Raw genomic sequence first — 22,944 nt, forward strand, 5'->3', positions numbered from 1 at the left:
CAATTAACAGGCTGCAAATGTTTGGCTATAATTTGCGACGCAGGAGCAAAGCCAAACAGTTTGCAGTCCTGTTGAATTGCTTGTTAAGCTGCTTCCTCTTTAATAGATACAAGCAGCTTATTTTGTTTCTTTTCTATGTTTTCAATTAAACTTTTGACTAGAACAATAACATTCTGAGTTAATTTTGAATCGCTAAAAGTTGCCTTTCTTTGTACTGGAAGAGTGAAAGGTTCAAACCTACTTTTACCTTCAAGATCATTTACTAGTAGTAGATAACCACTTTCAAAAGGATCATCTCCACTGTGAGCAGCAAAATTATGCCTAACTTTCCTTAACATATCATGAATAGGTCTATGCTCACTAGAAACTAGCTTTCTATTTAATTGAACACCATTTCGTCCTTTAGTGTCAGCGAAGCATTTCCAATAAGTCGTTACAATAGAAATAAAGAGGCTGCTTAAAATAAGTTCTTTTTCATTATCATTTCGCTCATTGTCTATTTTAGTTAAAAGCACCGCCCAATCATTAATTTTTTTCAGATCAGCTTTAATTAGTTCGTAACCCATATAATTTCTCGCAAGCTTACAATCCAAAACTTTTGTTGGAAGTTGCTTGCGACGAAAAGTGATCTTATTTACAAGTTCATTTCTGTCTTGATCAAAAAAAGCTTTAATTTCTAGACCATTAATCTTCTTATAAAACAAAAATGATTCCCCATACTTCGGCTGCAGCTTAACAGCTTATTAGAAGGAAAAAGTCTCGCTTTTACACATCAGACCTTTCCATAATGTTAAAGTAACTATAAAACAGTCTTTCGTACTATTTCAATATGTTATAACAATATTTTTACAATAAAAAATGCTGAAATCGTGAAAAAATCCTGCTTTACGTCTGAAACCGGGAATATTTCTATAACTGTAAATTTATACAGCGGAAAAAAATCCAATATAAAAATATTTTTTATTGTCAGAGACTAATTCTGATTTTGTGGCAGCCCGTCTGTGATGTCGTAATATTCGCCTTTTTCAGACACGAAAATATGATGTGAAAGCTTTACTTCATTTGGGCTGTCAAATAATCCCATGCAGATGCCTGTCCAACTGTGTTTATTTTTATCTAATGGATCAAAAAACAATGCACTGCCACAGTTTTCACAAAACCCTCGCCTTGCTCTTTCAGATGACTCGAACCATTTTACGTGCTCTTCGCCATCTATAATTACCTCATTCCGCTCAGCTTCGGTACTTACTAAAAAGTGACCAGACCATTTACGACATTGATCGCAATGGCAGGCGTCTGCATCTGATATCGCTCCATTTACAATGATACCTACTTTGCCACACAAACAACTTCCTTTATGCTGTTCCATATTTAAACCTCTTAGTTTATGCCCCTGACAAAGCTCTTGATGGCTCGACTTTTGTAGCTTGCCAAGCAGGATAAATTGTTGAAATAAAACTGAGTACCAATGCTATCACTAAGGATAAATACACATCGTTCCACTGTAATTTTGACGGTAAAAAATCAATAAAATACACATCACCTGACAAAATTTTAAAGTGAAAAAGTTGTTCAAAAAACTGTGCGATATCACTGAGGTTAAGTGCAACTGCTACGCCAATCGCCACGCCAAGAAAGCAGCCAACAACACCATTTAACATTCCTTGAAATATAAATGTTTGCATCATTGCTTTTCGTTTAATGCCCATTGTCATTAATATTGCAATCTCCGACTGTTTATCTCTGACAGACATCACGAGCGTTGAGACCACATTAAAGCATGCAACGGCTATAACGAGCGCTAAAGCTAAATACATTACCATTCTTACAAGTTGAATATCTTGATAAATGTGACCTTGGGTTCTTGTCCAATCAGTCATATAAACAATTTGATTCAGTGTATAGCCGAACTCTCGCACTAGATAGCGAGCAGCAAACACATCATTCATTTTCAAACGTACACCCGTAACGCCATCACCGGTATTTAGCAATTTTTGGGCATAACTGAGTGGAATGTATGCAGTCGTCGCTTCGAGTTCACCCCCTAATTTATAAGTTCCGCTGATGATAAATCGCTGGCTCTTGGCTTTATTTAAGCTTGCAGACTGCTTCGAGTCATTCAGCATGTACATTGAAATAGTATCGCCAATTTTCAAATCGAGCTTTTTGAGAAGGTTGTGACCTACAATAATATGGTTCCCCTCTCCTTTGGCGATGGTTTGCCAATCGTGTTGGCTAACAAATTGAGGCAACTTAGAAACTTTAGGCTCTAATTTAGTATCAATGCCTACGATATTGATCCCTTGAAAGCCTTTGTTCTTTTGTATTAAGCCTTCAAACTTCATAAATGGAGCGGCAGCTTCAATACCATTGATTTTTTGTGCTGAATCAGCAATTGTTTTCCAGTTTTCAATTGGAGCTTCTGCACCGATGACTTCGGCATGTGGGATCACACCTAACAATCGATTTTCAAGCTCATATTGAAAACCGTTCATGGCTGACAGCAAGATAATTAAAACCGCAACACCTAGTGCTATGCCTGCGGTTGATGCAAAAGAGATAAAACCAATAAAGCCATTGGATTGTCGAGCTCGATAAAATCGCCACCCCAGTTTGAGTGCTAAACGACTCATGCCGTTTCACCATTCATAGCTTCAAGGTTTCCAGCTTTCATTACCAACTGTCTGTCCATCTTAGCCGCCAATTCATTGTCATGTGTAACTACAACAAAAGCTGTACCAATTTGTTGCGATAACTCTTTTAGAAGTGCATAAACTGATTCACCACTTGCTGCATCCAAATTACCTGTAGGTTCATCCGCCAATACAACTTTAGGCTTGTTTATTAATGCGCGAGCAATCGCAACTCGCTGACGTTCACCACCCGATAATTCAGCAGGCGTATGTGTTAAACGATGCCCTAAACCTACCCTGTTCAATAACTCTTCAGCTCTGCTAAGTGCTTGTTTTTTATTTACGCCTTGAATAAAAGCAGGCATTGCGACATTTTCAACTGCTGAAAACTCGGGCAACAAATGATGAAACTGATAAATAAAGCCTAAATCTTGATTACGTATTTCGCTTTGTCTTGTTGATGAAGCGCTATAAACATCCTCGTCACCAAGGAACACATCGCCTTGTGAAGGTTTGTCTAAAGTTCCCATTACGTGTAATAACGTACTTTTCCCAGAGCCGGAACTTCCCACAATCGCTAATTGCTCACCTTCAAACACCGATAAATCAACGTCTTTTAACACTTCTGTCGTGTTATTACCGTCGGTGTAACTCTTAGATACGCCTTTTACTTTTAAAATTGTTTTTTTCATCATTCATACCTAAGTGCGTGTGCGGGTTCTACTTTCGAAGCTTTTAATGCTGGATAAATGGTCGCAAGTAAGCTCACAACGACAGTACCGATTGCAATATACAAGATTCTTTGCCATTCAAGTTCAACAGGCAGACTCATGCCAGGCCCTAGAATTGAGACGCCTAATATTTTGAGAATTGGGTTAAGGTTGAATGTTAAAGCCACGCCAACGATCATACCGCCAATCATACCGATAATGGTATTTAGCAAACCTTGAAATACAAATATGCCCATGATGCTTTGAGTGGTCATGCCTTGAGTTTTTAACATCGCCACATCCGCAGTTTTATCGACGACCATCATCACTAAAGCTGACACGATATTGAATGCTGCAACCAAAACAATAAGACTGAGCATAAGCGACATCATCTTATTTTCCATTTGAACAGCACCAAAAAATGTTCCATAAATTTTACGCCAATCTTTTAGCTCAATTTGTTGCTCAGTAAAGAGTGACTTAATTTTTGTCTCAACACTTGAGAACTCAAAAGCATCAGCTAGAAATACACGTAAATCGCTCACTTGGCTTGGCGATTTTCTGACTAAACGTCTTGCGTCTTTGTAATGGGTGTAAGCTATGGTTGCATCGACTTGTGACCCAGTTTCAAACACACCAACAACAGTAAACTTTCTTTGGCTTGGCACTGGCCCAATAGGCGAATAAATTACGCCATCGCCACTATAGATCCTGATTTTTTGCCCTACTGTAACGCCTAAGCGGCGAGCCAGTTCATTACCGAGAATAACTTGATATTTACTTGGCTTTAAATCATCAAACGAACCTGGATAAATATGACCATCAATGGATGAAACTAAATGACCATCTTTTGGGTTAATACCATAAAGTTCCATGGCAGCAATGCCATTACTGGATTGCACCATAGCTTGAGTGCTAACACTTGGCGTAACACCAATGACACCTTTTATATCCGAAATCTGCTTTGCTCGTTGTTGCCAGTCAGCAAGTGGTTGCTCACTTTGCACGGTCAATTGAGAGACAGCCCCTAACAGCTTTCCTTTTAATTGTCCTTCCAATCCATTCATGACCGAAGTGACAATAATCAACGCCGCCACACCCAAGAAAATGCCAGAAACTGCAAAAAAGGTAATAAATGACGAGAAGCTATTGGCTTTTTTTGTCTTCCAATATCGAAAACCAATCAGAAGTGAAACGTTTAAATTCATAAAATGAGGTATTTACCTACTCAATTGCAGTCAAGCCTTAAATTAAGTGCCTATTTAAGTCTTGTACTTGCTAAATCATAAAGATAGGCACGATAATAGAGACATTAAAAGTATAAATAAAGAGGCAAACTATGATTGATGAGTCTTCTTCTTATTTTAGTGTGCCTCATAAATTTAAAGCATATCTAAAACCTTGGCCAACAAGCACTGAGTTACCAAGTTTAAATGAACTGCAGAACTTACAGTCTGTTGGCTTACAACTGCTTAGTGAAGTTAAAGCTGTTGAGTCTAGCTCGTTGATACAGCTTAGAGCTTTAGAAAACGACGCTAAAACCGTTGTTGATTATTTAAAGCTACAATCTAAAAAAATCGACCTTATTCTGCAATATGTGCTTGAAGCTGAGCATCAAGAAGGTACAAGTTCTCTTGGTACAAAATTTGGCGGTGGTGGTATCGAGATCATTACTGACGTTCAGCCTAACATTGACCAACATTTTGAAGTGACAATATTTATCCGGGATGAATTAGTCGCCGTGTTAGCCATTGCCACCGTGACGTCAGTAACACAAACTGAAGATGAGCACTGGAAAGCAGAACTAAGTTTTAGTCGAATTCTAGAAACAGATGTCGAAATACTGGTAAAAGCAAGCTTAGGTGTTCAACAAAAAATGCTGAAAGCTCGTACCCAAAATCGTTAATACTCAGCTAGCAGTTCTGACAGGCTCAGTAACCCCTCTTCCATTTCTTGATTAAATGGAAGAGCAAAAGTTATCCGCAAAAATTCATCGTAACCATTTTCAAACGTAAATATTTTTCCCGGTGCGATTGCTATTTTTCTATCCATCGCCTTGTGCCATAAAGTCTCGCTTGATTCTCCTTTGGGAAGTTTTAACCATAAACAAGGCCCCCCTGAAACTTGAGATACTGACAGTTTTGATGCATTCGAAATATTCAATATATCAATGCATTTTTGATAATTAAGCCTCATCTCTTTTCTAATTTGATTCAAGTGCTTAATGTATTTACCACTTTCTAACAGTGAGATCAGCATACGTTGAAATAAAATATCAGCTGGCTCAGAGGTAACTTGCTTTGCCAGTGATATGGGTTCACTGCAACCAATACAAACCATATATCCTAAGCTAAAAGTCATGGATATAGTGTCAAAGTAATCGCCAATACTCACAATTTTAATATCACTAAAATGCTTAATTGTCGCCAATTCACAAAGACTCAGCGGTTTATTACCAAAAAAGTGCAGCGGACTTCTGTCGTACTCAATGAGGATCACATTTCGCTTTTTTGCCCATGTTAGAAGCGCTAGCTTGTCTTTTTCAGAAAGTATTCTCCCTGTCGGGTCATTAAAACTTGGGTTAACAAGAAAACATTTAAAGGGTGTTTGAAGATATGTATTGTCTAATAACTCAAGTTCCTTTTGATAATCCTGCTGCTGAGGAACCTCAATAACATCTAAATTTAAAGGAGCGAGTCCTGAACGAAAGTAAAAACTCACTGGAGACTCAATAGCAATTCTCTCTCCTCTTAAACCTAACCCTGTAATCGCAGTTTGTAGCGCTTGAATTCGACCAGATACAATCACAAGCTGCTCTGGTGTAATTTTACCAAAACGACCAAACCAGTATTTACACAGTACGACTTTTAATTCAGGTAGCCCTGTCACTGGGTCTTCTTTATCCAGCTTAAAAACGTCAGCCGTTAAGCACTTCCTGGCTAATCGGGTTAATTGTTGGCTTGAATCAACGACGCTGCTTGGTGCTGTTGAAGATAAAGGCAACAACGAGGGATCATTCAGTGAATACTGGACTTCTTGATAAATATCTTTACCTAATGAAACTGAAACAGAATGAGAACCATAATTATACGTTTGTGAAGGATGAATTTGTGGTTGTTGAATAAAATAACCACGCTTAGGTTCAGCAACAACTTTCCCTTGTGTCTCCAATTCAGCATAGGCCTGCAACACAGTAGAAATACTTACGTCATTTTCTATGGCAAATTGCCTTACTGAAGGCAACTTTTCCACAAGCACACCAGCGTCAATTTGCTTATTGAGCAATTCAAATAATTGTTTGTACTTATAATCACTCATAATCTGTACCGCTAAAAATAGACATAAACTGTATCTGTACCGTTAAAATAAATTCTGTAAGATGAGCGCTAACAAGTCAATAACAAGGAAATAATAATGACGAAACTTATTACGGAAACCCCTCGATTTATCATCAGAGAATTTAATCTAGATGATGCGGCTGATGTTCTTGCCTTTAATAGGAATAAACAAGTAATCCGATACACTGGCGACCCAGATACTGTTAAAACCATTGATGATGCTAACCAAATAATCACCGATTATTGGCTCAAAGGTTATCAAGAAAACGGTTATGCGCGTTGGGCGGTTGAAGATAAAACTACAGGTAAAGTTATAGGCTTTTGTGGTTTTAAATATGAAGTTCATGAAGCGGTTCAAGCTGATGATGTCGGTTATCGCTTTTTACCTGAATACTGGGGACAAGGTGTTGCGACTGAAACTCTGAGAGCTTGCTTAAGTTATGCGAAACATAATTTAGACTTCGAAGAAATCATTGGTGATGTAATGGTAGAAAATCCTGCGTCCAGTCGAGTGCTAGAAAAAGCAGGGTTTGAATTTAAAAAACAAGTAAATTACGATGGTGAAACGCTAAACCGTTATGTTTTAGATCTCTCATCTTGGACTGAATAATATGGATATTAATAAGTTTGGTGCCTTCCCTACCCTCAACTCAGAAAGACTGACTTTTGCTGAGCAGACGCTTGATTTTAAACAGCAGGTTTATCACCTTCTTTCTGATGTAGACGTTACTGAGTTCTACGATTTACATCTTAAAAGTGAAATGGAAGCTGCTGAACTTATTGATAGCGATAAACAAAAGTTTTTAGAAGATAAATCCATTCGCTGGGTGGTTGTCTCAAAAGTTGATAGTCAGTTTATTGGTAGTTGTGGTATCAATCGTTACGATGAGCATAGCCGCTCAGCCGTTATTAGTTATGAACTATGTAAAAACAGTTGGGGATTGGGTTACGCTACGGAAATCGTTGGTACAATCACTGACTTTATTTTTTCTGAACAGCTCCCTTTACCTGTAAATAAAATTGAAGCCTATGTAATGCAAGGTAACTTAGCCTCAGAAAAAGTGCTCAACAAAGTTGGCTTTCATAAAGATGGAACTTTACGAGAACACGGCTTTTGGAAGGGGCAGTTCCATGATCTCAGCCTTTTTTCGCTTTTGAGGTCAGAGCATCAGAAGAATAAGGATAGCTTATGCACAAAAGTCGCTTAGCCGCATTTGTTTTGGATTCACAAGTTAATGATATTGAGCAAGCGAACAAGTTCTGGGAGCAAGCACTTGGGATGTCTTGTGTTCGCTCTGGTGAAGATTGGAAAGACAAATATTCCAGCCTTGAAACACCAGAACCTCAACCGAATCTGTTAATTCAAAAAGTAGAACACCAAAGTCATATTCATCTGGATATCGAAACAGACAACATTGAAGCGGAAGTAAAACGCTTACAAAAACTCGGAGCGATGATTCATAAATCAATGGAACGTTGGGTAGTCATGGAAGCGCCTACTGGCCATCGTTTTTGTGTCGTTCAACCACAACGCAGTGACTTCGAATCCGCTATTGATGTAAATGAGTGGGATGACTAGCTGATAATAAACTGACAAACACGATTAAATACGTCTCACTCATTTTAGTCATTAACTAAGCTACTTTATACTGAATTCAATCAGTTTTTTGCGGTAACAAACGACCGGATAAAAGTATGCCAACAAAAAAGCTCACTGTATTCCCACTCATTTTTATCACAGCAGCTTTATTCATGACGCTCAGAAATATGCCCGCAATGGCAGAAACTGGGATGCAAATGTTTTTCTTCAATATTGTTACGGTGTTTGTATTTTTAATTCCCATCGCGCTTGTATCAGCGGAACTCGCAACGGGGTGGCCTGAAAATGGTGTTTTTCATTGGGTAGAAGCGGCCTATGGAAAAAAACTTGGATTTATCGCAGTCTGTGGGCAGCCGGTAAAAGCGGAATACTTCCGAAACAACTACTAAAGATGAATAAACACCAAGTCCCGACTCAATTGTTAATTACTCAAGCATGCTTAATCACCATTATTGGGTTAACTTTTTTGTTTTTTGATAACGTCAATAATGTTTTTTTACTGCTTACATCAATTGCGGTTATTTTGTATAGCATTATGTATCTAATCATGTTCATTGCCGCAATAAAACTCAGATACACTCATCCTTCAACGCCTAGAGCTTATAAAGTCCCTAGCGGCAATCTAGGAATGTGGATAATCAGCGGAATGGGCTCAGTCTGTGCATTCTCTTGTATTTTATTGGTTTTATTCCTCCTCAACACCTCCCATTTTCAGACTTACATTACCAAGCTATCTTGTTCACGCTTTGTTTGTTCTCAATTTCTATTGCACTACTGATTTTTAAGCGGCATACAAAACCGCTTTAAAGCTTGTAAAATTACAGTTCACTGCTATATCTAATGAATAAGATATTGGATAGCCGATGGTCAGCAGTATGAACCGAGAAGATGTAAAGGCACTGAATATTACTCGCAGTAAAATTAAGAATGCCGAGGATGAGTTAAAACAAAAGCACCCATTTCTTGCTTATCAGTCAGCGATTTCTATATTAATTGCAGCAGGATCAATCTTCTTAGTTATTCTCACTAGTGCCTTGTATTTCTTTGATCAAATTCCTGCTATTGCAGCTGTTCTGTTCATCGCTTTTTTTACTTCTTTTTTGCATGAACTAGAGCATGACATTTTTCATCAACAATATTTTGTTAATTCGAAGCCAGCTCAAAACGTATTACTGGCGATATTATGGCTGTTTAAACCAAATACAATTAATCCATGGATCAGAAAACGTATCCATTTGCACCATCATAAATACTCAGGAAAGAAAGAAGACATTGAAGAACGAATGATAGGTAATGGCTTACCTTACGGAGTGTTACGTTTTTTAATTATGGCAGAGCCTATGTTCGCTCTTAGCCAATTTAGAAAAGTAAATCGGGAATCAAAAGCATTTAGACCAATAATAATGATGAGCTCTTTGTTTCCAATTCACACCATTTATACCGCAATATGGGTATCTTGGTTAGCATTCCATCTTGTTATGTTTGTCGATAGCACTTTCGGATTAGATTACATGGTTGCAGATGTCATTGCTAACCACATTCAAGCCATCAACTTTTTGATGGTAGTCTACGTTGCACCAGCTATATGGAGAGTGTTCTGCCTACAGTTTATCTCTTCTACCCTGCACTATTACGGTGGTGTGGATTCCGTGCTCAAGCAGACTCAAATATTCGATCATTGGGCCACCTTCCCTTTACAACTGTTCTGCTGTTTCTTTGGTAAAACTCATGCTGTCCATCATGTGTATGTCAATCAGCCGTTTTATTTAAGACATATACTCGGAAGTAAATGTAAACAAATACTCGTTGAAGCTGGTACTTTAAATAATGATTTAGGGACGTTTGAACGAAAAAATCATTATCCTGTAGAGCGCAATCTTAAGTAATTAATTAATTTTTACAGGTTAATTAACCCCCAAATTAATAAGGTGTTAATTATAATTAACACCTTATTAAATCCAATAGTTTCTCAATTATCTTTCTGAATATGAGTATTACAAAAAAGTATATTAACAAACTGATTTACTTTAAATAAATAATTCCTCGATAAAGTAATCGTCAAAAACGCTGAGTAGTCGACGTTTTAGTTAAAACAAAATTAAGGTACCGTTTAACCACTTCTTCTTCTCAATAATATAAAGTGATAACTAAACCTAATCCCAGAGTGAGAATGACTATGGGCGCAAAATTAATACCTACAGCAATTGCATTACAGACTCTTGATTACAAGGTTAATATCAGTAAAGAACTTGAAGGCAATACACCCAAACTTAAAAGCAATTACTCTGGGCGATTAGGATGGATAAAGAAAATTATCGATATCTATTTTCTTGGGATAGATAAAGATAAAACATGTGCAGCTTTCGATAGATTAACAGATCCTGAACAGCTAGAGTGTGAAAATATCACTGACATTACAGATCGATTAAATGACTTTCATCACATTAAAAGTCAAATTCAGCCAAGATATAAAAATGATCTAGAACTTCAAATTACAAATTCAACAGACGAAAGCAAAGTTATTGTAAAGATGATAATAAATCGAGATTCTAATTTACATAAACATATATTAGATAGCCTTGAAGGAGATCCACTACCTCAAGAAACAGTCCTTGCTGAGCATAGGGTGAGAGAAGTAAGAACTAATAAGGTAAAGCGAGAAGGGGGACAAGTTAAAGCTGAGCTTAGTGCGGTTACTGAGCGGTTAAGAAATATGGAGACACGGCTACAAGAACTTAACTTACTTTCTCGGAATACGAATACTATGCAAGAAAATGAAGAAGATCACACTGGGGCAACAAAAGAGCAAAAAAAAGAACAAAAGAGGAACGAAGATGCGAAAGTGTGGCTGGAAAAACATATCCCACTACAAAAGAAATATAAAACATCATTAGAAAGTATGTCTGAAGACTTAGACAATGCTTACATTAGTCAAAGAAGAGGCTCTGATGGGATGTTTTTAGCAACAGGTGAATACTCTGAGTTCCCTGCACCCGCTTTGAATAAATTAAAATGTACATTGAAAGTAAAAAATGAAACTGAAATAACAGACAGTAATCATCTAAACTATTACATAAAAAAAGCTGCTGATCTAAAAAGTCTGAAATTTTCTAGTCCATCTCATTCAACGGGTGAACCCACTCCTGCCGAAAAGGAGGTAGATGATTTCATTGATGAGTTATTTATACAACTTATGACAAGAGCAATAACTAAGGACCGTGAAACTTACAAAAATAAAACACTTTTCAGTTCTCGTTCTCAGGAACAAAACAAGACTATATTCAGAAATTTAGTTACTAAAGAATTAGATAGGCGAGCAAGAGTTCAAAGAGGTATTCCTTTAAGATTTTAATAACTATATAAATAAAAAATCCCAAGCTTTTGGCTCAGGATTTTCAACACAATTAATACTTTTCTGCTAACGCATTGCCAACAACATATCTTGTGGCTGCTCTAAATATTGTTTCCATAAATTACAGAAACGAGCAATGGTGCCACCATCAATCACACGGTGATCACCAGACCAGCTCACTTGCATAATATTACGCGCTTCAACCTCACCTTTCGAATTAAAACGTGGCAGTTTTTGCACTCGGCCTAAAGCCACAATCGCCACTTCTGGTTTATTGATGATAGGCGTAGCAACCGTTCCACCTAACGCACCAATATTTGAAATCGAAATTGTACCTTGTTTCAAATCGCTTGGAGAAACACGACCATCGCGCGCCGCTTTCGTTAGGCGAGTAATATCAGCCGCCACTTCAAGAATACTCTTGTTCTGAACACCTTTCACATTAGGCACCAATAGACCCACTTTTGAATCTACCGCCATACCAATGTTGTGATTAGCTAGGTAAGTCAATTCGGTGCAATCGCCACTCACACGACTGTTTACAATTGGGTATTCGTTGATGGCCAATGACAGTGCTTTCATAAAGAACGGCATCATCGTCAGTTTTAGCTCATCGCTCGAATACTTTTCTTTCATATCCTTACGCATCGCCATCAAATCAGTAACGTCGATTTCTTCACAGTAAGTAAAGTGAGGAATCGTCGACACCGACTCTTGCATCATCTTCGCCATTACCGCTTTTACACCACGAATTGGCTCAACACGATCGCCTGCTTCAACCGCAGTATTCTCGACCACAACAGGCATGGATGGTTCAGGCGTGGTCGTCACTAACGACTTAGAGCTGCTGCCTTGCATGTAGGCATCAATGTCGTGTTTGTACACACGGCCATTTTTACCACTGCCAGGTACTTTGCTGATATCAATATCATGTATTCTCGCCATACGACGAACGGCAGGGCTTGCAATCGCCTTACCTTGGCGGACAGGCTCATTGTTTTGCTCAACGACTGGCTCAGCATCAATCACAACCGCTTGTGTTGGCGCACTGCCCGCTTCGCTTTCTACTTCAATCGCAAACAAAGGCTTATGAACAATCGCTATCTCGCCTTTAGCGTAATAAAGCTTGGCAATTTTACCGTGCTTCATTGCAGGAATTTGTACTAACGCTTTATCCGTCATGACATCAGCGATAGGTTGATCTTCAACGACCTCATCGCCTTCGGCAACTAACCAATCAACCAGTTCACACTCAACGATACCTTCGCCGATGTCCGGTAATAGAAAGTCTTCAATTTGTGTGCCTGAAGCAGCTGTTTGACTTTCTACTACTACTTTTTCAGTAACAGCAGGCTCACCTTCACCCTCGACTTCAACGGCGTAAAGCGGTTGATGCACGATAGCAATTTCGCCTTTTGCGTAATACAGTTTGGTAATTTTTCCCGCATTAGGTGCTGGAATTTGCACTAACGCTTTGTCTGTCATTACGTCTGCAATTGGTTGATCTTCTGCAACGATGTCACCTTCAGCAACCAACCACTCGACTAATTCACATTCAACTACGCCTTCACCAATGTCCGGCAAAATAAAATCTTTAATCATTGCGGACTCCTAGAAGTTCATTGAAGCTTTAATTGCTTCGTAGTTTTTAAGTGCATCAGGCATGTATTCTTTTTCATGGATCAACGGATAAGGCGTATCCAAACCACACACACGAGCGATTGGCGATTCTAGATACAAGAAGCACTCTTGTTGAATTGTCGCAGCAATTTCACCCGCAAAGCCGCCTGTTAACGGCGCTTCATGACTGATCAACAAACGGCCGGTTTTCTTAACTGACTCTGCAACCGTATCTGCATCCCAAGGGGATAAAGTACGTAAATCAATGATCTCGCAAGAAATACCGTCTTTCTCGGCCATTTCAGCGGCTTGCTCGATGATTTCCATCTGAGCGCCCCAAGCAAGAAGCGTAATGTCAGAACCTTGTTTTACCACCTCAGCTTTACCTAACTCGTGCTCAAAGTCACCTTCAGGCACGTCACCCACTGAAGCACGGTACAAGCGCTTAGGTTCAAAGAAGATTACTGGGTTTTTGTCACGAATTGACGCTAATAACAAACCTTTCGCTTGCTCTGGGTTTCTAGGTACAACTACCTTCAGACCCGGAGTTTGTGTGAAATACGCTTCAGGAGACTGCGAGTGGTAATGCCCACCAGCAATACCGCCACCATAAGGTGTGCGATAGGTTAAGCCACCCACGTTAAATTCATTACCACTACGATAACGGAATTTCGCTGACTCATTCACGATTTGGTCGAATGCTGGGAAGATATAATCCGCAAATTGAATTTCAGCTACTGGCGTGTGGCCATTTGCAGCAAGACCATTGGCAAAACCTGCGATACCTTGTTCAACAAGTGGCGTGTTAAAACAACGATCTGGGCCAAATTTCTCTTTTAAGCCAGAAGTCGCACGGAAAACACCACCAAAATGGCCAACGTCTTCACCGAAAACCAACATCTTATCGTCCGTTTCCATCGCAATAGACAGAGCATCATTGATGGCTTGTAGCATATTCATCGTTGCCATTATTTGATTCTCCCTGCTGTTTTCGGATACGACTCTGGATACTTCTTGATGTGTGCTTTAAGGTCAGCCATTTGCTTTTTAAGAATTGGCGTTGGCTCGTCATAAACGTCGTTAAACAGTTCTTCAAGTGCAGGAGCTGCCACTTTTTCAGACACTTTTACTTGTGCTAAAACTTCTTCACGATATTTAGTGTAAAGCGCTTGGTCTTCTTCTTCAGTTAACCAACCTTGAGCGAGCATCCACGTTTTGAAACGCGCTACAGGATCTTGTTCACGCCATTCATTTTCTTCTTCTTTTGAACGATAGCCTGAAGGATCATCTGATGAAGAATGCGCACCAACACGGTAAGTCATTGCTTCAAGTAATACTGGAACACTGTTTTCAATCGCAAATTCACGTGCTGCTTGAGTAGCCAAAAGCACTGCAAGCATGTCATTGCCGTCAAAACGAATGGTGTGCATACCATAACCAACACCACGACTTGCAATACCATTACCTTTAAACTGCTCTTCTGCAGGTGTAGAAATCGCATAACCATTGTTTCGACAGAAGAAAAGTGTTGGAGACTTCAAGGTCGCAGCCATGTTAAGGCCAGCATGGAAATCACCTTCTGAAGCAGCACCTTCACCGAAATAACAAATCGCCACGTTTTTCTGGCCATTCATCTTCATGCTATAGCCAACACCAGTTGCTTGAGGAATTTGCGTCCCAAGTGGTGAAGAAACCGTGTGATAGTTCAACTCAGAGCTACCATAGTGGATTGGCATTTGACGACCTTTACCTAGGTCATTTTCATTACTGAACATTTGGTCCATAAACTGTTCAGTGGTAAAACCACGAAAACGTAAGGCCGCATGCTCACGGTATTGAGCAAGGATGACATCTTCGTCATCCAAAGCTGCTGCGCTTCCGATAATTGCAGCTTCTTCGCCAATACAAGTCATATAAAAACTAATACGGCCTTGACGTTGGGCGCCTAACATACGCTCATCAAGGACTTGAGTGAATACGCATGTATCATACATACGCTTAGCCAAAGTTTCGTCAATCTTCGGTAAGGTTGCACCTTCAATCACAGTGCCGTCAGCATTGGTAACTCTCAGTTTAGGGATTGTTAATGAATCTCTATCTAGAAAGCTTACGCTGTGCACAATCTGTTCATTTTGTGTTGCGTTGCTCATAGTGTGCTCTTGTTATGTAGAGAACTTGACGAGAAACCCATCAAGTTCAAAATGTTCTAATACGCAGAATGAAATTTACGTTAACGTAAAAATACAGGCAACTTTTCAGCCCCTTCACCCGCTAAGTAATGGTTTAAGCTGATGTATTGTTTGGTTTACAAACCCATTTTATTACTTAACGTTAAGGCTTTCTGGTTTAATCAACATAAGTACGGCTCGGTTACCGACTGGGATATTTGTAATTGGGAAAACAATGGCTTCTTCATCATGTTCAATCTTAATTTCGTCACCGTTTTCTTTTGCTAGCACATAGCCTTTAGGGAAAGAGCGAAAGTTTTCCACATCATTTGCAAAGGTAAACTCGAAGTCTTCATAGTTCTTATTAATCACACGGCAAACTTGATATAAATTCAATTTATCTTCATTAAAGTTATCAAGCTCAAGTTCACGACCAGTAATTAAACGTGAAAGCATTTCATGGGTTGCAATGAAACGAGTCATATCGTTTTGACCAAACGGTCTCACTTTACCTAGCTCAACGGTAAATGCATCCGCTTCATAATTGCTTGATGAAAAGTAACTGAACGTCGTAGTCGGTTCATGGTGGAATAGCATAGTATCGACACCACATGCCGCTAAGAACATGATTTGCTCGGCGCTGTAAGCTTTATCGCCTCGATAAGGATAAATGGCAAACTTTTCATGCTTAGAGGCACGAATTGCTGTGTGTAAATCGTAATGAATACGATGACGACCATCAGCTTGTGACGTATAAAAGCGATCAACATACTCTTCTAATCGCTTAGCACGAATTCGCTCTTGATTAACTAAACCTTTACCGCTTGAGTGGGCGCCATTGAATAAACGGTTCATATTCTCTTCAACAAAACGAGTACCGTTGTGAATAGCATCGGGGTTACCAATCAAGAACATAGTGCGGTGTTTAACTTCAATACTTTCTTCTAAAAGCTCTTTGATTAAACGGTTACAAATTTCAATTGGCGCTGTTTCATTACCATGCACTGCTGAAGATAAAACAATATCTTTTTCGCTTGCTTGTTCAGGCTCAAACACAATAACACCGGTATCCCATACATGGACAAAGGTTTTATTTTTTAAAGCAAAAGTGAAAGGTTCAGAAATCGATTTTGGGTTGGCAAGAGTCAAAGCAAGAAAGTCTTTGGATTCCATTAACGTATGTAGCACGTAGGGCTCCTTTATTTTTTAGATACATTTAACACATCTAAAAATATTGATGTGATTCAGTTCTCATTTTTGAATATCACGAATTCTATCATATTTCAGTTGTAGTAGCTTACTAACAACTCGTCTTAGTAAACACTCAAAGAAATTAACAAAAAATGCTTGCGTTAAAAAAGCTCATATAGCAATATAGACGTCCAGATGGTTTTACGTTTAGATAGTTTGAGGTTTATATGGCTGTAGCGACTTTTGGAGCCGGGTGCTTTTGGGGTGTAGAGTATTTTTTTAGGCAAGTTGAAGGTGTAATAAACGCTACTAGTGGTTATATGGGTGGAAGCTCAAATCAAACAACCTATGAAGAAGTTAAACTCGGTGAAACAGGTCACGCTGAAGTTGTTCAAGTAGAGTATGATGAGTCTATCGTTTCATACGATGATTTACTCGCTATCTTTTGGAGCAATCACAATCCCACGACGCTAAATCAACAAGGCGATGATTTTGGTCATCAGTATCGAAGTGTGATTTTTTTCTACGATCAGTTCCAAAAAGAATCAGCTGCCGCATCTCTTCATGAACTAGCTAAGAGTGCTAAATGGGGAAATCGTCAAATCGTTACTGAAATTGTTCCAGTCCAAGAGTTTTTCCCTGCTGAAGAATATCATCAAGATTATATTCAGAAGAACGATTTACCAAGCTGCCATATTAGTTTTTGATAAGTTCATAAGTTGCTCGGATTTTCTCTGCTTAGCTAGAGAAAGCGGGCAACTTTTTTATTCTTTTATAGTTAGATTCTATTTCTCCATAGAATTCTGAACTTTCTAAAAGAGTAAGATATTTTTCAGCGTATTCATCGTTCATATTCATCAAACAATCAACAATTTGGATTGGGTTAATAGAGCATAGCGCTTCGTTCCACTCCGAGCTCTCACAATCTATGACCATACAGAACAAACTAGCTTGCTCAGCTAAACTAAATTGTTTCTCACTTGAGTTCAAAATTGACTTCAAAAATTTTGCTTTAGCTGATTGTGTAGCATCTTTAGCATAGCCAAGAATCAATTCCCCTTTATAGCCTAACGTCACTAAAACCTGCGTCTTATCATCATTTAAAGAAGCCACAACCTCAGCTTTTCTATTAACTTTTTCAAAAACACTAATCACACTTGGTTTTAGTTCTTCATCACAAAGCACTTTCTTAATTCCATCCATATATCGTTCAATTGACAATTTACGAAGAATTGCAAGAGCACAAGTTGATGACTCATTTTTTTCCGATAGTGCCATTTCACATAACCGATTGAAAAACCTTACGTAACCCGATCCATAGAAGTCATTCAATAATTTTTCAAGGTGCTCTTTGGAGTCTTGAATTACATCAATAGCAGTTTGAATGAAACAATCCGAACCAGTGTTCATCAATAAACGAATAAACTCGTAATATTTTTTACCCAGTAATGAAAAAACAAATTTTGCTTGCTCTTCTTTTGTTTGACTTTCAAATAGCTCAATGATTAACTCAGAATCAATGTTAACAGTAGACTTCGAGTCAAATAATGATTCTGTAGATGATGAGAGCTCAATCCATAGAGCATCTTGTAACGGTTTTACATCTTGACTCTTTAACTTAAATAATAACTTTAAGAAGTTGACTATCTCGATTTTTTTCTCAATGCTTCTTGACTTAAAAAAGTTACTCTCCAAAACTTCAGTCTTTAAATCTAAAACTGAAGATTCAGCTAATGAATTCATTAAATTAAGAGCTAATTCTCCTTTTTCAAAGCAGTGTTGAAGCGCTTTTCGTTTACACTGCTCGTTAATTAACCCTTCCTTAGATAAATTAATTAAGTCTTCATGAGACAAACTTGATAAAAGTGGTGACTTTTTACTTTCTTCGAGATTTTTAAAAAGATATAAATTTGATGTACGGTCAAGACGCGAACAGAGAATTCTTAAGACTTCTTCATTAAAATCATTAAACGCTGGGTTGTGTCTAGAGTTTATATAACTCGTAAACAACTCTTGAATTAACTGATAATTTTGATGAGTACCAGATTTCATTGATAGATTGCCTAAGGTAGCTACCATTATTTGAAACTTAATTGATTCCCCCTCAACAATTCTATTAAAAACAACTTTCAATGATGGTTGTAATGACATTTCAAGTAGAAAATAACTCAAAACGCTTTCTGTTGTATCGCTCACAACCTGACCATCAGATAGGCTAATTACAAAATCTAGAGACTTTTGAACCTCTGCTTTTTGTTGCACTCTCCCCACTAATTTATTTTCTTTATGTAATTCTTCAAGTTGACAAAATGCCTCTTGGATCCATTTATCTACTTCAACTTCACTGTTGTATATCTCAGACAGCAGCAATTGGAATTTTTCATCAGGCATAAAACCTTTTAACTCTGATAAAACCTGAATTACACAATAGCTATTGGTCGATTTGAGAAAGTCAACTACCACGCGAGGCTCTGCGGCAGAGAAACAGTAAGCTAATGATGAAAGTGGCAATTTAGGATTAATGATTATAGTGCAGAGTAAATTAGCAACGTCATTATGTGTATATTTATTCTGAGAAGGAAAGATCTCTGTTAATGAAGTTGACTTTCCATAGTGAAAATGTCCTAACGTTATCGGGGTAACAAACAAAACTTTATCTATTACAGAAATATTGAATTGGGTCTCCCCTATTGTCAAAGTTTGATCTTCATCTCTTTCAATTGCATCCCAAAACCGAGCATCAGCAGCTCTCTCAAACTCTGCAAGCTGAGTACCTTTTAGAATAGGGAGCTCATCAGAAACACTCAAGACAAATCATTTCCAAATTGAAATTTGTTTCTTCTATATTTGTCTAAAGCTAAACTCGTTTCAATGAAACTTAAAATAAGATTAATTGAATAAAATTAACTTTTATTAAGAAGATAGTTTGATTGCTACAGGCTGTAGCAATCAAAGGAAGGAGTACTTGCTTTAGCTTAAAGCGTCTGAAATGATTTGTTTTGCATCATTTAAAACACAGCTTAAGTGTTCAGCAGACTTAAAGCTTTCTGCATAGATTTTAAATAATGCTTCAGTGCCTGAAGGTCTTGCTGCAAACCATGCATTCTCAGTAACGATTTTAACACCGCCTATCGCAGCACCATTACCTGGGGCATGAGTCAATACATCAACAATTTTCTCACCGGCTAATTCATCAACATTGAATGATTCTTTAGTAAGCTTTGCGAACTTTTGTTTTTTCTTCAAGCTGATTGGACTGTCGATGCGCTGGTAATAGCTATTACCAAACTCCTGTTCAAGCTCTGCGTATCTTTCAGCTGGAGATTGCCCAGTAACGGCATAGATTTCTGCAGCTAATAAACCCAGAATAAAACCGTCCTTATCAGTGCACCAAGTAGACCCGTCGGTTCTCAAAAACGCAGCACCCGCACTTTCTTCACCGCCAAAGGCAATAGTAGACTCTGCAAGCCCCTCAACAAACCATTTAAAGCCAACTGGTACTTCAATAAGTTTACGGCTGTGCTTTTGGCAAATTCTGTCTATGATTGCGCTTGAAACCAGTGTTTTGCCAATGGCTAAATCAGCATTCCAATCTGGACGATATTGAAGCAAGTAATCAATGGCCACAGCAAGATAATGATTTGGATTCATCAATCCAAAGTTTGGACACACAATACCGTGCCGATCATAATCAGGATCGTTACCTATACAAATATCAAAGTTTTCTTGGTGCTTCAATAAGCCAGCCATCGCTGATGGTGACGAACAATCCATTCGGATTTTGCCATCTTTATCTAGCGTCATAAAACCAAAACTTGGATCGACATTATCGTTAACCAAAGTTATATCTAGACCGTATTTGTCAGCAATCGGTTGCCAAAAGTGAATACCAGAACCGCCTAAAGGATCTACGCCAATTTTCATTTTTGCTTTTTTAATCGCTTCTAAATCAACCACATTATGCAGATCGTTTACGTATGGCGAGATTAGGTCTTGCCAATCTACTTTGTTCAATTTAGTTGCGATGTCGTAATTAACTTTGGCTATACCTTCAAGCTGCTTCGCTAAATAATCATTTGCACGATTTTGAATCCAGCTGGTAATTTCCCCTTCAGCTGGCCCACCATGAGGAGGATTGTATTTAATGCCACCATCTTGAGGAGGGTTATGCGAAGGTGTAATGATCAAACCATCAGCACATGCATTATTCACTCTATTATAAGAAACAATCGCATGTGAAATCACTGGCGTAGGAGTATAACCCTCATCCTGCTGAGCAATAATATGCACATTATTGGCTGCTAATACTTCAACAGAGGTTACAAATGCTGCATGTGATAACGCATGGGTATCCATACCTAAATACAGTGGACCTGAGATACCGGCTTGATTACGATAATCTGCAACCGCCTGTACAATCGCCAAGATATGGTTTTGATTAAAGCTGGATTTTAAAGAGGTTCCTCGATGACCAGAAGTACCAAAACTCACTTGTTGCTCAATATTACTTACGTCAGGAATACTACGATAATAATGAGTCATTAACTTCGGTAAGTTAATCAAATCCTTTTGTTGTGCAGGCTGCCCTGCTCTTTCATGTAACGCCACAACTAACCTCTGCGTTTAAATCTTTGCTGACAATTCAGCGGCTAACTCTGCTTCACAACCAAGTAGCTGAAGCACCTCATTAAGAATGGTCTGTTTCTTAGCTGTATTATTGTTTGTTGTCACCCAATAACCGCTTGTACCAATTTCTTTTGGATTCGCCGACTTACTGGCTTCAAGCAGTGCTTCTTTTGAGGTTGCAAAATACAGACGCCCACGGCCCTGAACTTGTAAAACCTGAGCAAAACTTTCGGCTGTAGATTCATATAAACAACCAAGCACAAACAAAAAGCGGCCCACTGCACCTTTTTGTGATTGTAGGGCTTCATCATTAAATAAATGAGTAAATTCAATAGAATCTGATTTTATTTTTTTCTTTGTTTCTTTTGGTTTTTCATCAGTTCGTTGAGCTTCAAGGCTTGGCTCATGAATAGACTCAGGCTTGCTATTTTCTTTATCTTCAACGGCTAACCCCAGTAGACGGCGTAAAATATCGGAAGCACTTTCACCAATTCGTTCTGTTTTACCTGCAATAAAACGGTACAGTTCCTCGTCTACTTCAATATATTTCATGAATCTAAATTCCTTTCGATGATTTCAATCTTATCAATATAAGATACCGATTTTATTGTGAGTCGTCATCAGTACGATCTCAGTTTGATCATATTTATCACAATTTTTAGTGACGCACTACATTAGAACTTTCTAATTCATTGATTTAAATCACAGCTATTTTCGAGTAAAACTTGTAATAATGAGTCTTCATGAAGCACAATTGTAAAAAAGAATCATTTTCACAAAAATTATGAATTATGTTGTTTCAGGACAGGGAACACCTGTCGTATTGCTTCATGGGCTATTTGGTAATCTCGATAACCTTAAATCGCTGGGTAACGAATTAGAACAAGAGCACCAGGTGATCAGAGTTGATTTACCAAATCATGGACAAAGCTTACACATTAATGATCTGACTTTTGACGTTATCATTGAGCAACTTATTAAAGTGCTGGATGAATGCAATATAGAGCAGGCAAACATTGTTGGTCATTCTATGGGCGGAAAAGTTGCTTTAGCTTTTTCATTGAAGCATCCAGAAAAATGTTTAAGTATCGTTGCAGCGGATATTGCACCTGCCAAGTATACGAGAAGGCATGATACTGTATTTAATGCTTTACAAAGTCTACCTTTAAAAGGCAACTCTGATAGACGAGCAGCATTACAACATTTAGTTAATTCAAATATTGATAATGCGACGTCACAATTTTTATTGAAGAACTTACAGCGCACTGAAACCGGGTTCAGCTGGAAAATGAATTTAGACGGTTTATTTAATAGTTACAATAATTTAATTGATTGGCCTTATAGCCAACTACAGTACCAAGGACCTTGTCTCTTTTTACGTGGTGGTGATTCTGATTATGTAACCTCAGAACACAGAAATATTATTATTTCTCAATTTCCAAATGCCTCTGCAAAAACAATACAAGGCACAGGACATTGGTTGCATGCACAAAAGCCAACAGTATTTAACAGAATTGTAAAAGAGTTTATTGAACAGAGTGTCAGTAGCGATTCATAATCTTGAGCTTATATGGTATATTCCCGCCTCATTTATTTATGAGGCTCAGTTTAACAACTCAAGTTACTGGGAAATGCATTTAGGTAGGGTGAAAACAGCTTATTAAAGCAATTTCACTTGTGACCAGTGAGACAACAAGAGTTCGAGA

At 38.3% G+C, this 22,944-nt stretch carries 23 protein-coding genes; 10 read left to right on the forward strand and 13 right to left on the reverse strand.

The window, feature by feature from the left end; genetic code table 11:
• Positions 1 to 83: 83 nt before the first annotated feature.
• From AC1EU2_RS00005 to AC1EU2_RS00025, 5 genes are all read right to left on the reverse strand, one after another.
• Positions 84 to 704 (reverse strand): hypothetical protein, encoded by a 621-nt coding sequence (locus tag AC1EU2_RS00005; protein ID WP_480295944.1) that lies wholly within the window; start codon positions 702 to 704, stop codon positions 84 to 86.
• Positions 705 to 973: 269 nt separating this feature from the next.
• A complete protein-coding gene (locus AC1EU2_RS00010) occupies positions 974 to 1,369 on the reverse strand; it encodes a GFA family protein (protein WP_480295945.1) in 396 nt (131 codons plus the stop codon).
• A 16-nt stretch (positions 1,370 to 1,385) separates the two neighbouring features.
• Complete coding sequence (lolE, locus tag AC1EU2_RS00015) at positions 1,386 to 2,633, reverse strand: lipoprotein-releasing ABC transporter permease subunit LolE (protein ID WP_480295946.1); 1,248 nt, start codon at positions 2,631 to 2,633, stop codon at positions 1,386 to 1,388.
• Complete coding sequence (lolD, locus tag AC1EU2_RS00020; protein WP_480295947.1) at positions 2,630 to 3,325, reverse strand: lipoprotein-releasing ABC transporter ATP-binding protein LolD; 696 nt, start codon at positions 3,323 to 3,325, stop codon at positions 2,630 to 2,632. The genes lolE and lolD overlap by 4 nt, the downstream gene beginning before the upstream one ends.
• A complete protein-coding gene (locus AC1EU2_RS00025; RefSeq protein ID WP_480295948.1) occupies positions 3,325 to 4,551 on the reverse strand; it encodes a lipoprotein-releasing ABC transporter permease subunit in 1,227 nt (408 codons plus the stop codon). The genes lolD and AC1EU2_RS00025 overlap by 1 nt, the downstream gene beginning before the upstream one ends.
• Before the next feature lie 131 nt (positions 4,552 to 4,682).
• Here AC1EU2_RS00025 and AC1EU2_RS00030 point away from each other — a divergent pair, with 131 nt between their 5' ends.
• Entirely contained in the window at positions 4,683 to 5,249 is a 567-nt protein-coding gene (locus tag AC1EU2_RS00030; RefSeq protein ID WP_480295949.1) for a hypothetical protein, read from the forward strand.
• Here the strand turns inward: AC1EU2_RS00030 and AC1EU2_RS00035 are convergent.
• A complete protein-coding gene (locus AC1EU2_RS00035; RefSeq protein ID WP_480295950.1) occupies positions 5,246 to 6,661 on the reverse strand; it encodes an aminotransferase-like domain-containing protein in 1,416 nt (471 codons plus the stop codon). The two genes, AC1EU2_RS00030 and AC1EU2_RS00035, sit on opposite strands and share 4 nt — an antisense overlap.
• 96 nt (positions 6,662 to 6,757) lie before the next feature.
• On the opposite strand from AC1EU2_RS00035, the gene AC1EU2_RS00040 reads away from it, so the two are divergent.
• The 7 genes from AC1EU2_RS00040 to AC1EU2_RS00070 all read left to right on the forward strand — a co-directional run bounded on the left by AC1EU2_RS00040 (position 6,758) and on the right by AC1EU2_RS00070 (position 11,633).
• Positions 6,758 to 7,291, forward strand: a complete 534-nt coding sequence (locus tag AC1EU2_RS00040; protein WP_480295951.1) for a GNAT family N-acetyltransferase — start codon at positions 6,758 to 6,760, stop codon at positions 7,289 to 7,291.
• Position 7,292: 1 nt separating this feature from the next.
• Positions 7,293 to 7,889, forward strand: a complete 597-nt coding sequence (locus AC1EU2_RS00045; RefSeq protein ID WP_480295952.1) for a GNAT family N-acetyltransferase — start codon at positions 7,293 to 7,295, stop codon at positions 7,887 to 7,889.
• On the forward strand, positions 7,871 to 8,260 hold the full coding sequence (locus AC1EU2_RS00050) for a VOC family protein (protein ID WP_480295953.1): 390 nt from the start codon (positions 7,871 to 7,873) through the stop codon (positions 8,258 to 8,260). The genes AC1EU2_RS00045 and AC1EU2_RS00050 overlap by 19 nt, the downstream gene beginning before the upstream one ends.
• Positions 8,261 to 8,376: 116 nt before the next feature.
• Complete coding sequence (locus AC1EU2_RS00055) at positions 8,377 to 8,670, forward strand: amino acid permease (protein WP_480295954.1); 294 nt, start codon at positions 8,377 to 8,379, stop codon at positions 8,668 to 8,670.
• Positions 8,580 to 9,059 (forward strand): amino acid permease, encoded by a 480-nt coding sequence (locus AC1EU2_RS00060; RefSeq protein ID WP_480295955.1) that lies wholly within the window; start codon positions 8,580 to 8,582, stop codon positions 9,057 to 9,059. Before AC1EU2_RS00055 ends, AC1EU2_RS00060 begins: the two co-directional genes overlap by 91 nt.
• Positions 9,060 to 9,156: 97 nt before the next feature.
• Positions 9,157 to 10,167: a fatty acid desaturase gene (locus tag AC1EU2_RS00065; RefSeq protein ID WP_480295956.1), complete on the forward strand. Its 1,011-nt coding sequence runs from the start codon at positions 9,157 to 9,159 to the stop codon at positions 10,165 to 10,167.
• Positions 10,168 to 10,457: 290 nt separating this feature from the next.
• A complete protein-coding gene (locus AC1EU2_RS00070) occupies positions 10,458 to 11,633 on the forward strand; it encodes a hypothetical protein (RefSeq protein ID WP_480295957.1) in 1,176 nt (391 codons plus the stop codon).
• A gap of 66 nt (positions 11,634 to 11,699) precedes the next feature.
• Here AC1EU2_RS00070 and AC1EU2_RS00075 read toward each other — a convergent pair whose 3' ends face one another.
• From AC1EU2_RS00075 to astE, 4 genes are all read right to left on the reverse strand, one after another.
• On the reverse strand, positions 11,700 to 13,235 hold the full coding sequence (locus AC1EU2_RS00075) for a dihydrolipoyllysine-residue acetyltransferase (protein WP_480295958.1): 1,536 nt from the start codon (positions 13,233 to 13,235) through the stop codon (positions 11,700 to 11,702).
• A 9-nt stretch (positions 13,236 to 13,244) separates the two neighbouring features.
• The gene (locus tag AC1EU2_RS00080) at positions 13,245 to 14,222 is read right to left on the reverse strand and encodes an alpha-ketoacid dehydrogenase subunit beta (RefSeq protein WP_480295959.1); all 978 of its coding nucleotides are present in this window, start codon (positions 14,220 to 14,222) and stop codon (positions 13,245 to 13,247) included.
• Positions 14,222 to 15,403, reverse strand: coding sequence for a thiamine pyrophosphate-dependent dehydrogenase E1 component subunit alpha (locus tag AC1EU2_RS00085; protein WP_480295960.1), 1,182 nt, complete (start codon positions 15,401 to 15,403; stop codon positions 14,222 to 14,224). Before AC1EU2_RS00085 ends, AC1EU2_RS00080 begins: the two co-directional genes overlap by 1 nt.
• Before the next feature lie 171 nt (positions 15,404 to 15,574).
• Positions 15,575 to 16,609, reverse strand: a complete 1,035-nt coding sequence (astE, locus tag AC1EU2_RS00090) for a succinylglutamate desuccinylase (protein WP_480295961.1) — start codon at positions 16,607 to 16,609, stop codon at positions 15,575 to 15,577.
• 230 nt (positions 16,610 to 16,839) lie between these two features.
• Between astE and msrA the strand changes: the two genes are divergently transcribed.
• On the forward strand, positions 16,840 to 17,319 hold the full coding sequence (gene msrA, locus AC1EU2_RS00095; protein ID WP_480295962.1) for a peptide-methionine (S)-S-oxide reductase MsrA: 480 nt from the start codon (positions 16,840 to 16,842) through the stop codon (positions 17,317 to 17,319).
• Positions 17,320 to 17,350: 31 nt separating this feature from the next.
• On the opposite strand, the gene AC1EU2_RS00100 is transcribed toward msrA, so the two are convergent.
• The 3 genes from AC1EU2_RS00100 to seqA all read right to left on the reverse strand — a co-directional run bounded on the left by AC1EU2_RS00100 (position 17,351) and on the right by seqA (position 21,790).
• Entirely contained in the window at positions 17,351 to 19,003 is a 1,653-nt protein-coding gene (locus AC1EU2_RS00100; protein ID WP_480295963.1) for a hypothetical protein, read from the reverse strand.
• Between the two features lie 579 nt (positions 19,004 to 19,582).
• Entirely contained in the window at positions 19,583 to 21,220 is a 1,638-nt protein-coding gene (gene pgm, locus AC1EU2_RS00105; protein ID WP_480295964.1) for a phosphoglucomutase (alpha-D-glucose-1,6-bisphosphate-dependent), read from the reverse strand.
• Positions 21,221 to 21,235: 15 nt separating this feature from the next.
• Positions 21,236 to 21,790, reverse strand: coding sequence for a replication initiation negative regulator SeqA (gene seqA, locus AC1EU2_RS00110; protein WP_480295965.1), 555 nt, complete (start codon positions 21,788 to 21,790; stop codon positions 21,236 to 21,238).
• Positions 21,791 to 22,022: 232 nt separating this feature from the next.
• On the opposite strand from seqA, the gene AC1EU2_RS00115 reads away from it, so the two are divergent.
• Positions 22,023 to 22,796, forward strand: a complete 774-nt coding sequence (locus AC1EU2_RS00115) for an alpha/beta fold hydrolase (protein ID WP_480295966.1) — start codon at positions 22,023 to 22,025, stop codon at positions 22,794 to 22,796.
• Positions 22,797 to 22,944 lie beyond the last annotated feature (148 nt).

The sequence above is a fragment of the Parashewanella sp. 2304DJ23-3 genome (assembly GCF_056591695.1).